The following is a 13,182-nucleotide window of genomic DNA, read 5'->3' as shown; positions in this document are numbered from 1 at the left end:
CCAGCGACCGCCCCGGTGCAACGGCCGCTCCCCGTGATCCGCCTCCGGAGCCTAGCCCGTCCCCCCGCCACCCCCGGCCGACATGCCGTCACCCCAGAACAAGCCCGCCCAGCGCTTGAGGACAAACCCATCCGCCAACACAAGCCCGTCCGGCGCTTGAGGACAACAGTGACAGCCCACCGGACGCGCGGGCACAAACCCACCCAGCCCAGCAAACCAAGCGAGCCCGCCAAACCAAGCCCGTCCGGCGCTTGAGGACAACAGTTCAGCCCACCGGGCGCCAGGGACAATCCCACCCCGGCCGGCAAACCCAGCCCGTCCGGCGTGCGGACAAAGCGCCCCCCGGCACGGGGCTACAGCACCGGCAACATCTTCCGCAGCTCAAACGCGGTCACCTCGGACCGGTACTCCTCCCACTCCTGCTTCTTGTTCCGCAGGAAGAAGTCGAAGACATGCTCCCCCAGCGTCTCGGCGACCAGCTCACTGCGCTCCATGAGCGCGATCGCCTCGCCGAGGTTCTGCGGCAGCGGCTCAATGCCCATCGCGCGGCGCTCGGAGTCCGACAGCGCCCAGACGTCGTCGTCGGCGCCCGCCGGAAGCTCGTAGCCCTCCTCGATGCCCTTGAGCCCGGCGGCGAGCAGTACCGCGTACGTCAGGTACGGGTTGGCGCCGGAGTCGATCGAGCGGACCTCGACGCGCGTCGAGCCGGTCTTGCCCGGCTTGTACATCGGGACGCGGATGAGCGCGGAGCGGTTGTTGTGGCCCCAGCAGATGTACGAGGGGGCCTCGCCACCCGCTCCGGCGGTCCGCTGCGAGCCGCCCCAGATGCGCTTGTACGAGTTGACCCACTGGTTGGTGACGGCGGAGATCTCGGCGGCGTGCTTGAGCAGACCGGCGATGAAGGACTTGCCGACCTTGGAGAGCTGGTACTCGGCGCCCGACTCGTGGAAGGCGTTGCGGTCGCCCTCGAAGAGGGAGAGGTGGGTGTGCATGCCGGAGCCGGGGAATTCGGAGAACGGCTTCGGCATGAACGTGGCCTGCACGCCCTGCTCCAGCGCGACCTGCTTCATGACCAGGCGGAAGGTCATGATGTTGTCGGCGGTGGAGAGCGCGTCGGCGTAGCGCAGGTCGATCTCCTGCTGGCCGGGGGCACCCTCGTGGTGCGAGAACTCGACCGAGATCCCCATGGATTCCAGCATGGTGATCGCCTGGCGGCGGAAGTCCATGCCGACGTTCTGCGGGGTGTGGTCGAAGTAGCCGGAAGAGTCGGCGGGGACCGGGCGGGTGCCGTCCACCGGCTTGTTCTTCAGCAGGAAGAACTCGATCTCGGGGTGGGTGTAGAAGGTGAACCCGAGGTCGGACGTCTTGGCGAGGATGCGCTTGAGCACGTAGCGCGGGTCGGCGTAGGACGGTGAGCCGTCCGGCATCAGGATGTCGCAGAACATCCGCGCGGTGCCCGGGGCCTCGGCGCGCCAGGGCAGGATCTGGAAGGTGGCCGGGTCGGGCTTCGCGATCATGTCGGACTCGTAGACGCGGGCGAAGCCCTCGATCGCCGAGCCGTCGAAGCCGATGCCTTCGTCGAAGGCCTGCTCCAGCTCGGCGGGTGCCACAGCGACGGACTTGAGGAAGCCGAGCACGTCGGTGAACCACAGCCGTACGAACCGGATGTCGCGCTCTTCGAGAGTGCGAAGCACGAACTCCTGCTGCTTATCCATAGTTCCCTATCCTCGCAGGTCAAACGGCCGTCTCGGGTGCTGGGCAGCTCCGGTGACCTTCAGTATCACGCCACCGGGTTTCCGTTGAGTTTCGCATCCGCGCCGGCACTTCGCTTCAGCGCGTGTTCCTTCCCGCGCGGCTGCCCTCGCACGCGCCGCCACAAGGGTTGCCGCCGGTCCGCTCACGGACGCCGCCCGGACGGCGGGCGCGGCGCGCGGGACGGCGGAAACTCGTTGTTTCCCGCCTCTTCCCGTGCGACGTGACGTGTGAAATTTTACATGGCACACACCACCGGTGTGCGCATGCCATGGCTACCCCCCACGGGAGGCACCTGATGAGAACCACCCCGGTGCGACGGCGCACCGGCACCTTCGCGGCTCTGGCGTTAACCCTCTGCCTCGGCGGCGGGTTGCTCAGCGGTCCCAGCCAGGCGGCCACCGCCGCGCCCGCCACGCCAGGCCCGGCGTCCGCGCCCGCCGCCACCGGCGCGGGCCCTCAGGCGCAGAACCCCGCCGACGGCCCCGTCGAAGACCCCCGGCACGTGGGCGACGCGGCCACGCCACTCTCCGAACGGCCGCCCATCGCCGCGTCGAAGGACGCCCTGCGGCGCGACTACGACGAACCCGCCACGTCAGCCGCCCCCGAGCACCGCCGCCCCTCGGACGGCCAGGGGCGGGCGGCGTGCCAGGTCGGCGACTTCACCGGCAACACCGGCAGCGCGCTCATAGCGAAGATCAAGGGCGCGACCACGAGCTGCGTCAACACCCTCTTCAGCCTCACCGGCACCGACGCGCGCGGCGCCTTCCGCGAGGCGCAGATGGTGACCGTCGCGAACGCCCTGCGCGCCGACTCCGCCACCTACCCCGGCAACGGCTCCACCGGCATGCCGCAGCTCGTCCTGTTCCTGCGCGCCGGGTACTTCGTGCACTGGTACCAGCCGGACGACGTGGGCACGTACGGACCGGCGCTGCGCCGCGCGATCCAGGGCGGCCTCGACGCGTTCTTCGCCTCACCGCGCTCCGGCGACGTCACCGACGCCAACGGCGAAACCCTCGCCGAGGCCGTCACGCTCATCGACAGCGCCGAGGAGAACGCCCGCTACCTCTACGTCGTGCGACGCCTGCTGACCGCGTACAACAGCTCGTACGACAAGTCGTGGTGGATGCTCAGCGCGGTCAACAACGTGTACACGGTGCTGTTCCGGGGGCACCAGGTGCCGGCGTTCGTGAGCGCCGTCGAGAAGGACCCCCGCGTGCTCAGCACGCTCTCCGGCTTCGCCGTCCGCCATCTTGACCTGCTCGGCGGCAAGCAGAGCTACCTCACCTCGAACGCCGGACGCGAGCTGGGCCGCTTCCTCCAGCACGCCTCGCTGCGCGAGCGGGTACGGCCGCAGGTGAAGGACCTGCTGCGGCGGAGCCGCATCACCGGCCGGACCGCGCCGCTGTGGGTCGGCGTCGCCGAGATGACGGACGCGTACGACAAAGACCACTGCGCCAGCTACGGCACCTGCGACCTGGTGGGCCGGCTGACCAGGGCGACCTTGCCGGTCAAGCACGGCTGCGGCGGCGGCATCACGATCCGCGCCCAGCAGATCACCACCGGCCAGCTCGCCGCCACCTGCACCAGCCTGACCCAGCAGGACTCCTACTTCCACGGCATCGCCAAGGACAGCGGCCCGGTCGCCGACGACCGCAACGAGACGATCGAGGTCATCGCGTTCGACTCCAGCGTCGACTACCAGACGTACGCGGGAGCCATCTTCGGCATCGACACCAACAACGGCGGCATGTACCTCGAAGGCGACCCGTCGGCGGCGGGCAACCAGCCACGGTTCATCGCCTACGAGGCGGAATGGCAGCGCCCGGAGTTCGCGGTCTGGAACCTCAACCACGAGTACACCCACTACCTCGACGGCCGGTTCGACATGTACGGCGACTTCGAGTCCGGTGTGAGCACGCCGACCGTGTGGTGGATCGAGGGCTTCGCCGAGTACATCTCGTACTCCTACCGCCGACTGCCCTACGACGCGGCCATCGCCGAGGCCGGGAAGCACACGTACAAGCTGAGCACGCTCTTCAACACCACCTACTCCAACGACACCAACCGCGTCTACCGGTGGGGCTACCTCGCCGTGCGGTATCTGATCGAGAACCGCCGCGCCGACATCGACACGGTGCTGCGGCACTACCGCACCGGCGACTGGCAGGCCGCCAGGCGGCACCTGACGGAGACCATCGGCACCCGCTACGACGCCGACTGGGACCAGTGGCTGACCAAGTGCGCCGGCGGAGGCTGCGCCGCAGCGCCCTGACCGGCCACCGGGCCGCCGGGCGCGGGGCTCACCAGCCCCCGCCCGCCGGTCCTACGCCGCCGCCCCCGGACCGCGCCGCCGCGCGAGCCGGGGGCGGTGGGACGACCAGGGCAGATCCCTTGGTGAAATGTGAAGTTATACTCTCCGTGCCGACCCTAGGACGGAGGGAACCCGTGGCTGACCTGCGGCAACGCAGCCCGATCTTGCTCCAGGAGCGGCTGCGCGACCAGGTGGCGAACGCGCTGCGCGCCGCCATGATCGCGGGCGAACTCCAGGCCGGTACGGTCTACTCCGCCCCGGCCCTCGCCGCCGACCTCGGCGTCTCGGCGACCCCGGTCCGCGAGGCGATGCTCGCCCTGGCCCGCGAGGGCCTGGTGGAGCCGGTCCGCAACAAGGGCTTCCGGATCACCGAGATGTCCGATCGCGACCTCGACGAGTACAGCGAGATCCGGGAGCTGATCGAGGTCCCCACCGTGGGCCAGGTGACCCGCACCGTCTCCGTCGAGGACCTGGAGGCGATGCGTCCCATCGCCCAGGAGATCGTGGCGGCGGCGGGACGGCACGACCTCATCGGCTATCTCGAAGCCGACCGCAGGTTCCATCTCCAGCTCCTCGGCCTCGCTGGCAACGCCCGCCTCGTGGAGGTCGTCGGCGACCTGCGCAAACGCGCCCGGCTCTTCGGCCTCACGCGCCTCGACCAGAGCGGCGAGCTGGCCGCCTCCGCCGAGGAACACCTCGAACTTCTCGACCTGATGATCGCCAAGGACGCCGAGGGCGCCCAGGAGTGCATGCGCCGCCACCTCGGCCACGTCCGCTCGCTCTGGTCATCGCCGGAGAGCACCTGAGGCGTGTCCGACGGATCGTGTGACCGAGCCTCGCTGGTGTCGTTCCGGCCGGCGTGGTGCGAAGCGATCTGCCGGATCGGGAGTGGGCCCCAACAAGGGAGCCGGGCCGCCCGCAGGGTGCGAGCGGTCCGGCCGATTCTCTTGGCTGCTGGCCGCGCGGTCCGCCGCGCCCCTGACGGGGCACACCCCTACCCCTGCGCTGGGCCGGCTGCTTCCCCTGGGCCTGGGAGCTGGGCGGGCCCCATGCGCAGCGCCGATGCCGGGCGCGAGATCCGGTCGTGCGGGCAGGCGGTCACTGGCGGCTGACGGTTCGACTCACACCGGCGAAGACCGTCGTGGCCAGAATCCAACCAGCGACGACGAGGGCGTAGGAAAGCGTCTGGTACCAGCCCTGCGGTGCGAAGGCCCCCTCCTGGCCGAAGGAGATCACCGGTAGCAGCAGGTCGAGCGTGTAGAACACCGGGTCGAAGTGCGGTGCCTCGTCCGCCTTCAGCGTCGGTGGAGCGTGCAGGGCGAAGGCGACCGAGCCGATGGCGAGCAGGGACAGGAGCCAGACGCAGGCGAGCATGGGGCGGAAGCCGTAGCCGACGGTGATCTCTTGGAGGTGCCCCCAGACGCGCCCGTACCAGGGGAGGGTCCGGCGGTGTCTGCGGAGCTTGGCGAGCTGGACGACCCGGGCGGCATGGTCGTCTCCGACCCGGAGGTAGGCCGCGGCCAACTGCTCGTAGCCGTGCGGGAGATAGCCCTCGCTGTCCTTGTTGAGCATGGGCAGGCGGCGCTCCGCGGGCTCATGCGGGGTGAGGGTGGTGTAGTTGAGGCCGTTGAGAAGCACCTCGTCCGGAACCACCTCCGGCTCCAGGAACAGAACCTCGATCTGCGCACGGCGCAGATTCAACGTGCCCTCCATGGGGGGGCTCTTGCGCAACCAGAGTTCTCCGATGGTGCAGCTGCTCGCGCGCAGCGCAGCGCCGCCGGGGTTCGACAGGCGTGCGTACGACAGGTCGATCCGCCCGGTGACGCGGGCACCCCGCAGGCCGATCCAGCCTCGCGTGTGCAAGCGCCGCATGTGGAAGTCGCCTCCCACAACGAGTGTCTGCCCGTCGAGGGCGACGCTGCCCGGGTGGCTGAGCTGGGCGTCGTCGAGGCTGGCCGACCCGGCGATCGAGGCGCCGTTGAGATGCACCTCCCCGTGCGTCCGCAGTCCGGGCGCCCACAGACTGTCCCCGATGGTCGCGTAGCCGAGCCGGAGAGCAGGCCACACGGTGTCCGGCGGAGTGATCTCGCATCCGTCCAGGAACAGCGCCCCGGCGATCTGCGCCCCGTCGAGCCGCACCGGCCCGAGGAACCGGCAGCCGGTCAGATGCACCATGCCCTCCACCCGCACGGTGGCGGCGGCCAGCCCGGGCAGTACGGAGCCGGCCAGGTTCAGCTGGCGCAGCCGGGAGGCGTACAGCATGGGTACGTCCTCGAAGAAGCAATCGCTCAGCCGTACGGCGTGGTCGATGGTGCCGTACTGCAGATCGAGGGCCCCGGTGATCCGCGCGCCCCCCAGTCTGAGGGCCGGTATCTCTCCGTCTTCCAGCGGGCCGTTGAGAAGCAGAGCCCGCAACACGGCTGCCCGTACGGTCCGTTCGGGGCCCCAGCCCGCCCCCTGCGCCGTGTCCTCGTCTTCCGCCGTACGGAAGTCCACGGACGCGCCCCTGGGAAAGGCCTGCCACACCCGTAGCTCGGCAGGCGTAAGATCGTTTATGTCCACCAACCGGGACTCTGGCGCCACGCCCCGAAGCTGTCAACTCCCCCTGGGTTTCTCGCTCGGGCCCCGCTCGCCCCGGCTCGCCCGGAAGAGTGGTTCAGGACAATTCGGCGCGTAGGCGTAGCACTCCGGTAGCACTCCAGCTGTAGAAGCCCCGGCCGCCCGCGACAGCGACAGGCCATCGAGACGGCCCTGCCCCCGCGCCTTGGTGGCAAGTGGTCGCGTGGGCAGGGCAGGGTCGGAGCTCAGCGCGCCGCGAGATCGAGGACGCGCTGGATCAGATCGGGGTAGGTCCAGTCGGCCCCGGTCGCCGCGAGCGGCAACAGGCTCGTCGCCGTCAGGCCCGGGAGCGCGTTCACTTCGATGCACATCGGCTCGCCGCCGGTGTCGCAGCGGAAGTCAGTGCGCGAGTAGGAGTCACTGCCGAACCCCAACGCCCGGTGCGCGTGCAGGGCCAGCTCCCGCAGCCGGGCCGCGAAGGCGGCCGGGACCCGTGCGGGGCATACCTCGCTCACGGCTCCGGGCTGATACTTGGCCGCGTAGTCGAACACCGGAGTCGTCAGCTCGATCTCGACCACCGGAAGCACCTGGCCACCGACCACGGCCACGGTGAACTCGCGCCCCGGCAGGAACGGCTCCACCAGCAGCTCGACCCCTCGGGAGTGCACCTCGGAGGCAGCCTGCGTCAGTTGCGACAGCGAGTCGACCCGGGAGACCGACACACTCGACCCGTCCGCTGCCGGCTTCGCCACCACCGGACCCTCCGCCACCAGCCGTTCCACGTTCTCGGGCACGTCACCGACCCCGGGCCGCCACAGCGCCCGTTCGACCACCGGCAGCCCCGCCGCACCGAGCACCGCCTGCGCCCGCCCCTTGTGCCACGCCGCCGCACACGCCGCGCTGCCCGCACCGGTGAACGGGACGCCCGCCATCTCCAGCAGCGCCTGCACGTGCCCGTCTTCGCCCCAGCCACCGTGCAGCGCGAGGAACACGACGTCCGCGCCGCGCAGAAGGTCAAAGACCGGTCCGCCCGTCAGCGCCGCGTACATGCGGCGCCGCCACTGCTGCTGATCGGAGAGGGACGGCGGCTCCTTCGCGACGATGGCCCCGTCGACCGTGTCACCGGGGTGCAGCGGTCCGGCCAGGACCGGCACCGCGGCGGCCGGATCGACCAGCACCACCTCGCGCCCCCGCTCAAGCAGAGCTCGGGCGACCGACCGGCCCGAGGCCAGCGAAACGTCCCGCTCGGGGCTCTCTCCACCGCACAAAATCACCACTCGCATAACCGGATTCTGCCGCACACCGCTTGCCGCACGCGCTCGCGCCCGCGGTGGGCAGTCGCCAGTTCTTCTCCAGCCGGGGCTTCCACCCCCCGCCGATGGCCTCGCTGACCGGCCGCGGCCGGGCCCCACGTCTCGACCCGTATACCCCGGTGGGGTACGCTCTCCCGCGATGGCAGAGTTGAGGAGCGCGCTACCGCGCGCACGGCGGCACACCGGCACCGGCACCGGCGTCAGGATGTCCTGGTGCGGCCGGTTGCTGCTGCTCACCGCGCTGCTGTTCGGCATCGTCACGATGCACACGCTGGGGCACCCCTCCGAACACGCGGCCCCGCTGGGGCCGACAGCGCACGCGGAGCAGCAGACGCACGCGCACGCGGAGCGAACGGCCCACTCCGCGCACGGGTCGCGGCCCCTCGCAGCCGACCCCGTGCCCGCCCGGCACGCCGAGGGCCCCAGTCGCGCCCGGCACATCACCGCCCCCTCCCCCGCCCAGCACGTCACCGGCTCTGAGCACGGCGGCATGGACCCGATGTCGGTCTGTCTCGCCGTGCTCGCCGCGTGGACCATCGCGCTGCTGCTCAGCGCGGCGGCGCGGCGCCGCGCCACCACCACGGCGGCCTGGCTCGGCACCGCCCTGGCGCACGCGCTCCTGCCGAATCCCCCACCGCGCCTCACACCTCTGGCCCGCCCCACGGTGCTGCGCATATAGGACGGCCGCGCCGCTCCCCTCCCTCCCCGCCTGCCTTTCGCACCCGACGTCCCGGCGCACACACCGCGCCACGGCCGACGGGCGATCAGGCGACCCCGGCGGCCCCGGCGAGCGGCAGACGCGCCAATCCACTCGCATCACACCGTTACGAGGTGCCTTCGTCATGCGCACAACCACCCGGCGTTCCCTGCTCGCCGCCGCAGCGGCGACGGCAGGCGGCGGACTGCTCGCCTCCTGCTCATCCGGCTCGGATTCCGGCTCCGGCTCCGGGTCGCACAAGGCCGGCGACCACGGCGGCGCGCCGTCCACCACACCTGACGGCTATGTCCCGCCGGACGGCGAGGAGGTCGCCACCGCCGAGCGGAAGCGCCGCCCCGGCCCCGTCCGCGAGGTCAAGCTCACCGCCACCCGCGCCCAGCTCGACCTCGGCGGCCTGACAGTCAGCTCCTGGGCGTACGGCGGGGACCTGCCCGGCGAGGAGCTGCGGGTCACCGCGGGCGACACACTCGCGGTGACGCTCGCCAACAACCTGCCCGAGTCCACCTCGACGCACTGGCACGGGCTGGCGCTCCGCAACGACATGGACGGCGTGCCGGGTCTCACCCAGCGGCCCGTGAAGCCGGGCGCCTCCTTCGCCTACCGCTTCGCGGTACCGCATCCGGGCACGTACTGGTTCCACCCGCACTCGGGCGTCCAGCAGGACCGCGGGCTGTACGCGCCACTGATCGTCGAGGACCCCAAGGAGCCGCTGGCGTACGACAAGGAATGGGTCGTGGTGCTGGACGACTGGGTGGACGGCGTGGAGGGCAGCACGCCGGACGCGGTACTCACCGAACTGAGCGCGGGCATGGACCACGGAGACATGGACGCCGGGGACATGGGCAGTGGCGGCATGGATCACGGAGACATGGACGGCAGCGGCGGGGAGGAGAAGCGCGACGGGGGCGCGACGGGCGGGCATGGCGCGCACAGCATGTCCATGCCCGATGCCCGGCGGAAGCCATCCCCGTCCGGGCCGTCCCGCATGATGATGGGCGCCACCAGCAAGCTGCTCGGCGGCGACGCGGGCGACGTGGCGTATCCGCACTACCTCGTCAACGGCCGCACGGGAGACGCACCGCGCACCTTCCGCGCCAAGCCCGGGGACCGGGTGCGCGTCCGGCTGATCAACGCGGGCGGTGACACCGCCTTCCGCGTCGCCCTCGGCGGGCATGAGATGACCGTGACGCACACCGACGGCTTCCCCGTCGAGCACGCGAAGACGGACGCGCTGCTGCTCGGCATGGGCGAGCGCTACGACGTCCTGGTCACGGTCAAGGACGGTGTCTTCCCGCTGGTCGCCGTCGCCGAAGGGAAGAAGCGCTCGGCGCTCGGCGTCCTCAGGACGGGCGGCGGGAGCGCCCCGACGGCCAAGGCCAGGCCGAAGGAGCTGGACGGCAAGCTGCTCACCGCCCAGCGGCTGCGGGCGGCCGGGCCGGTCCGGCTCTCCCCCGGCAGGCCCGACCGTACGGTCAAGCTCCGGCTCACGGGCTCGATGGCCCGCTACGACTGGGCGATCAACGGGAAGCGGTACGACCCGGCGAGCCGCTATCCGGTACGCGCGGGCGAGCGCGTACGCCTGTCCTTCGTCAACAACACGACGATGTGGCACCCGATGCACCTGCACGGCCACACCTTCGCCCTGCCGGACGGCGGACCCCGCAAGGACACCGCGATCGTCCTGCCCGGCCGCCGCCTCGATGTCGACTTCGACGCGGACAATCCGGGGCTGTGGATGCTGCACTGCCACAACGTCTACCACTCCGAATCGGGAATGATGACGGTGCTGGGTTACCGGGCGTAGTCACCGCCCGGGGGTGGGGAGCCTCCCCGCCCCCGGGGGGTCACGCGGGGTCGAACGGATTGAGCAGCCGAACGCCCGTGCGCCGCACGTCCTTCATGTCGCGCGTCACCAGGGTGAGGCCGTGCACCCGGGCGGTGGCGGCCAGCAGCCCGTCGACCGTAGGCAGCCGGTCAGGGGACTCCATCCGTCCCCAGACCTCGGCGATCTCGGCCGTCACCGGCAGGAGCCGGTCTCCGAAGTCGCGGTGGACGTCGGCGAGCCATCTGTCGAGCCGTTCAGCCTGCGACGCGTCCCGCCGTCGGACGTTTTCACACCCCCGGCTGATCTCACCGACCACCAGCGCACTGGTGAACATCTCACCAGGGCGGGTCGAGCGGGCCCACGACACGACCCGCGCGTCACAGGCCTTCTTGCGCAGCTCTGACAGCACGTTCGTGTCCAGCAGAAATGCCACTACGCGCCCCCCAGATCCACCACGCGGGACACGTCCCGACGCGCGACCACATCGTCCAATTCCTTCGCCACGTCATCCCAGTCAGGATCGGAGAGCAGGAAGTCCCTGAAGTCCCGTTCCTCCCCTCGCAGCTTCCGGTACTCCCTTATACCGATGACGACAGCGACCTCTTCACCGTGCCGGGTGACGAACTGGGGCCCGTCCGCCTCAACCGCCCGCAGCAGCGCACTGAAGCGCTGCTTGGCCTCCTGGATCTGCCACCGCATGGCACGCACCTCTCACATGAGTGGAATACCAGCACTCCCGAACCGAACCGCACAAAGGCAGGACTGTCCAGACAGTGCTGAATCTACGATAGCGTGGTCCGCCTCACACCCACACCACACCCATATCCACATCGCGTCAGAAAGACGATTACACTGGCCGGGTGCCTCAACTTCGCCTCGCTCTGAATCAGATCGACTCCACCGTCGGCGACCTCGCGGCCAATGCCGAAACGATCGTCCAATGGACCCGGCACTCCGCCGAGCAGGGCGCCCACCTGGTGGCGTTCCCCGAGATGGCGTTGACCGGCTACCCCGTCGAGGACCTGGCGCTGCGCGCCTCCTTCGTCGAAGCCTCCCGTGCCGCGCTGACCTCGCTCGCCGCCCGGCTGAAGACCGAGGGCTTCGGGGAGCTGCCGGTGGTCGTCGGTTACCTCGACCGCAGCGACAAGGAGCAGCCCCGGTACGGTCAGCCCGCGGGCGCGCCCCGTAACGCCGCCGCCGTTCTGCACCGCGGCGAGGTCGCACTCACCTTCGCCAAGCACCACCTGCCGAACTACGGCGTCTTCGACGAGTTCCGCTACTTCGTCCCCGGCGAGACGCTGCCCGTCATCCGGGTGCACGGCGTCGATGTCGCCCTCGCCATCTGCGAGGACCTGTGGCAGGACGGCGGCCGGGTGCCCGCCACGCGCTCCGCAGGGGCCGGGCTCCTCGTCTCCATCAACGCCTCCCCGTACGAGCGGGAGAAGGACGACACGCGCCTGGAGCTGGTGCGCAAGCGGGCGCAGGAGGCGGGCTGCACGACCGCGTACCTCGCGATGATCGGCGGCCAGGACGAGTTGGTCTTCGACGGCGACTCGATCGTCGTCGGGCAGGACGGCGAAGTGATCGCGCGGGCCCCGCAGTTCGCCGAAGGCTGTGTGCTCATCGACCTCGACCTGCCCGCAGCGGCGGCCGAGCCGCCGTCGGGGACGGTGGACGACGGGCTGCGCGTCGACCATGTGACGCTCTCCTCGGCCCCCCTCCCGGCGTACGAGCCGGAACTGATCGGCGGGCAGGCGGAGCGCCTGGGCGACGAGGAGGAGATCTACACCGCGCTGGTCGTGGGCTTGCGCGCCTACGCGGCGAAGAACGGGTTCCGCAGCGTCCTGATCGGGCTCTCCGGCGGCATCGACTCGGCCCTGGTGGCGGCCATCGCCTGTGACGCCCTCGGCGCGCAGCACGTGTACGGCGTCGCGATGCCCTCCCGCTACTCGTCCGAGCACTCCAAGGGCGACGCGGCCGATCTTGCCCACCGCACCGGGCTCAACTTCCGTACGGTGCCGATCGCCCCGATGTTCGACGCGTACATGGAATCCCTCGGACTGACGGGCCTCGCCGAGGAGAACCTCCAGGCGCGGCTGCGCGGCACGACGCTGATGGGGATCTCCAACCAGGAGGGCCACATCGTGCTCGCGCCGGGCAACAAGTCCGAGCTGGCCTGCGGATACTCCACGCTCTACGGTGACGCGGTCGGCGCGTACGGCCCGATCAAGGACGTCTACAAGACCTCGGTCTTCCGCCTCGCGAAGTGGCGCAACCAGGCGGCCCGGGACCGGGGCCAGACACCGCCCATCCCGGAGAACTCGATCACCAAGCCGCCCAGTGCCGAGCTGCGCCCCGGCCAGGTCGACACCGACTCGCTGCCCGACTACGACATCCTCGACCAGATCCTGGAACGCTACGTGGACCGCGACCAGGGCAGCGCCGAGATCGTCGCGGCGGGCTTCGACCCGGAGATGGTCACCCGCGTGCTGCGGATGGTGGACACCGCCGAGTACAAGCGCCGCCAGTACCCGCCGGGCACCAAGATCTCCGCCAAGGGCTTCGGCAAGGACCGCAGGCTGCCGATCACCAACCGCTGGCGCGAAACCGGCTGACGCCGGTCTTTGCTGGCGGGCGGCGGGCCGACGCCCCGGCCTGGGCGCCAGCCGGGGGCGGCGGGATTCCCGCCGCCCCCGGTCGG

General features: G+C 70.7%; 10 protein-coding genes. 5 read left to right on the top strand and 5 right to left on the bottom strand.

The window, feature by feature from the left end; genetic code table 11:
• Positions 1-353: 353 nt before the first annotated feature.
• Positions 354-1,715 (bottom strand): type I glutamate--ammonia ligase, encoded by a 1,362-nt coding sequence (glnA, locus tag AC5P1B_RS22175; protein WP_493889095.1) that lies wholly within the window; start codon positions 1,713-1,715, stop codon positions 354-356.
• A 335-nt stretch (positions 1,716-2,050) separates the two neighbouring features.
• Between glnA and AC5P1B_RS22170 the strand changes: the two genes are divergently transcribed.
• Together AC5P1B_RS22170 and AC5P1B_RS22165 are read left to right on the top strand one after the other, a co-directional pair.
• Entirely contained in the window at positions 2,051-4,027 is a 1,977-nt protein-coding gene (locus tag AC5P1B_RS22170) for a collagenase (protein ID WP_493889094.1), read from the top strand.
• A 173-nt stretch (positions 4,028-4,200) separates the two neighbouring features.
• On the top strand, positions 4,201-4,872 hold the full coding sequence (locus AC5P1B_RS22165; protein WP_493889093.1) for a GntR family transcriptional regulator: 672 nt from the start codon (positions 4,201-4,203) through the stop codon (positions 4,870-4,872).
• Positions 4,873-5,164: 292 nt separating this feature from the next.
• Here AC5P1B_RS22165 and AC5P1B_RS22160 read toward each other — a convergent pair whose 3' ends face one another.
• Complete coding sequence (locus AC5P1B_RS22160) at positions 5,165-6,628, bottom strand: membrane-associated oxidoreductase (RefSeq protein WP_493889092.1); 1,464 nt, start codon at positions 6,626-6,628, stop codon at positions 5,165-5,167.
• Between the two features lie 242 nt (positions 6,629-6,870).
• On the bottom strand, positions 6,871-7,908 hold the full coding sequence (locus AC5P1B_RS22155) for a D-alanine--D-alanine ligase family protein (protein ID WP_493889091.1): 1,038 nt from the start codon (positions 7,906-7,908) through the stop codon (positions 6,871-6,873).
• Positions 7,909-8,077: 169 nt separating this feature from the next.
• On the opposite strand from AC5P1B_RS22155, the gene AC5P1B_RS22150 reads away from it, so the two are divergent.
• Together AC5P1B_RS22150 and AC5P1B_RS22145 are read left to right on the top strand one after the other, a co-directional pair.
• Positions 8,078-8,617, top strand: a complete 540-nt coding sequence (locus AC5P1B_RS22150; protein WP_493889090.1) for a hypothetical protein — start codon at positions 8,078-8,080, stop codon at positions 8,615-8,617.
• A 163-nt stretch (positions 8,618-8,780) separates the two neighbouring features.
• The gene (locus tag AC5P1B_RS22145; protein WP_493889089.1) at positions 8,781-10,460 is read left to right on the top strand and encodes a multicopper oxidase family protein; all 1,680 of its coding nucleotides are present in this window, start codon (positions 8,781-8,783) and stop codon (positions 10,458-10,460) included.
• 40 nt (positions 10,461-10,500) lie between these two features.
• Here the strand turns inward: AC5P1B_RS22145 and AC5P1B_RS22140 are convergent, their stop codons facing one another.
• Entirely contained in the window at positions 10,501-10,914 is a 414-nt protein-coding gene (locus AC5P1B_RS22140; protein ID WP_493889088.1) for a type II toxin-antitoxin system VapC family toxin, read from the bottom strand.
• The gene (locus AC5P1B_RS22135) at positions 10,914-11,180 is read right to left on the bottom strand and encodes a type II toxin-antitoxin system Phd/YefM family antitoxin (RefSeq protein ID WP_493889087.1); all 267 of its coding nucleotides are present in this window, start codon (positions 11,178-11,180) and stop codon (positions 10,914-10,916) included. The genes AC5P1B_RS22140 and AC5P1B_RS22135 overlap by 1 nt, the downstream gene beginning before the upstream one ends.
• Before the next feature lie 161 nt (positions 11,181-11,341).
• Here AC5P1B_RS22135 and AC5P1B_RS22130 point away from each other — a divergent pair, with 161 nt between their 5' ends.
• Entirely contained in the window at positions 11,342-13,096 is a 1,755-nt protein-coding gene (locus AC5P1B_RS22130; RefSeq protein WP_493889086.1) for an NAD+ synthase, read from the top strand.
• Positions 13,097-13,182: the final 86 nt, after the last annotated feature.

The sequence above is a fragment of the Streptomyces sp. A01 genome (assembly GCF_059026195.1).
Note: the sequence above shows the minus strand (reverse complement) of the source record. Positions and strands in the feature narration are given on the sequence as shown.

What these genes read in the sequence shown, in the direction of transcription:
- glnA (WP_493889095.1), bottom strand. Translation starts at nt 1,715, where the DNA reads ATGGATAAGCAGCAGGAGTTCGTGCTTCGCACTCTCGAAGAGCGCGAC.
- AC5P1B_RS22170 (WP_493889094.1), top strand. Translation starts at nt 2,051, where the DNA reads ATGAGAACCACCCCGGTGCGACGGCGCACCGGCACCTTCGCGGCTCTG.
- AC5P1B_RS22155 (WP_493889091.1), bottom strand. Translation starts at nt 7,908, where the DNA reads ATGCGAGTGGTGATTTTGTGCGGTGGAGAGAGCCCCGAGCGGGACGTT.
- AC5P1B_RS22150 (WP_493889090.1), top strand. Translation starts at nt 8,078, where the DNA reads ATGGCAGAGTTGAGGAGCGCGCTACCGCGCGCACGGCGGCACACCGGC.
- AC5P1B_RS22145 (WP_493889089.1), top strand. Translation starts at nt 8,781, where the DNA reads ATGCGCACAACCACCCGGCGTTCCCTGCTCGCCGCCGCAGCGGCGACG.
- AC5P1B_RS22135 (WP_493889087.1), bottom strand. Translation starts at nt 11,180, where the DNA reads ATGCGGTGGCAGATCCAGGAGGCCAAGCAGCGCTTCAGTGCGCTGCTG.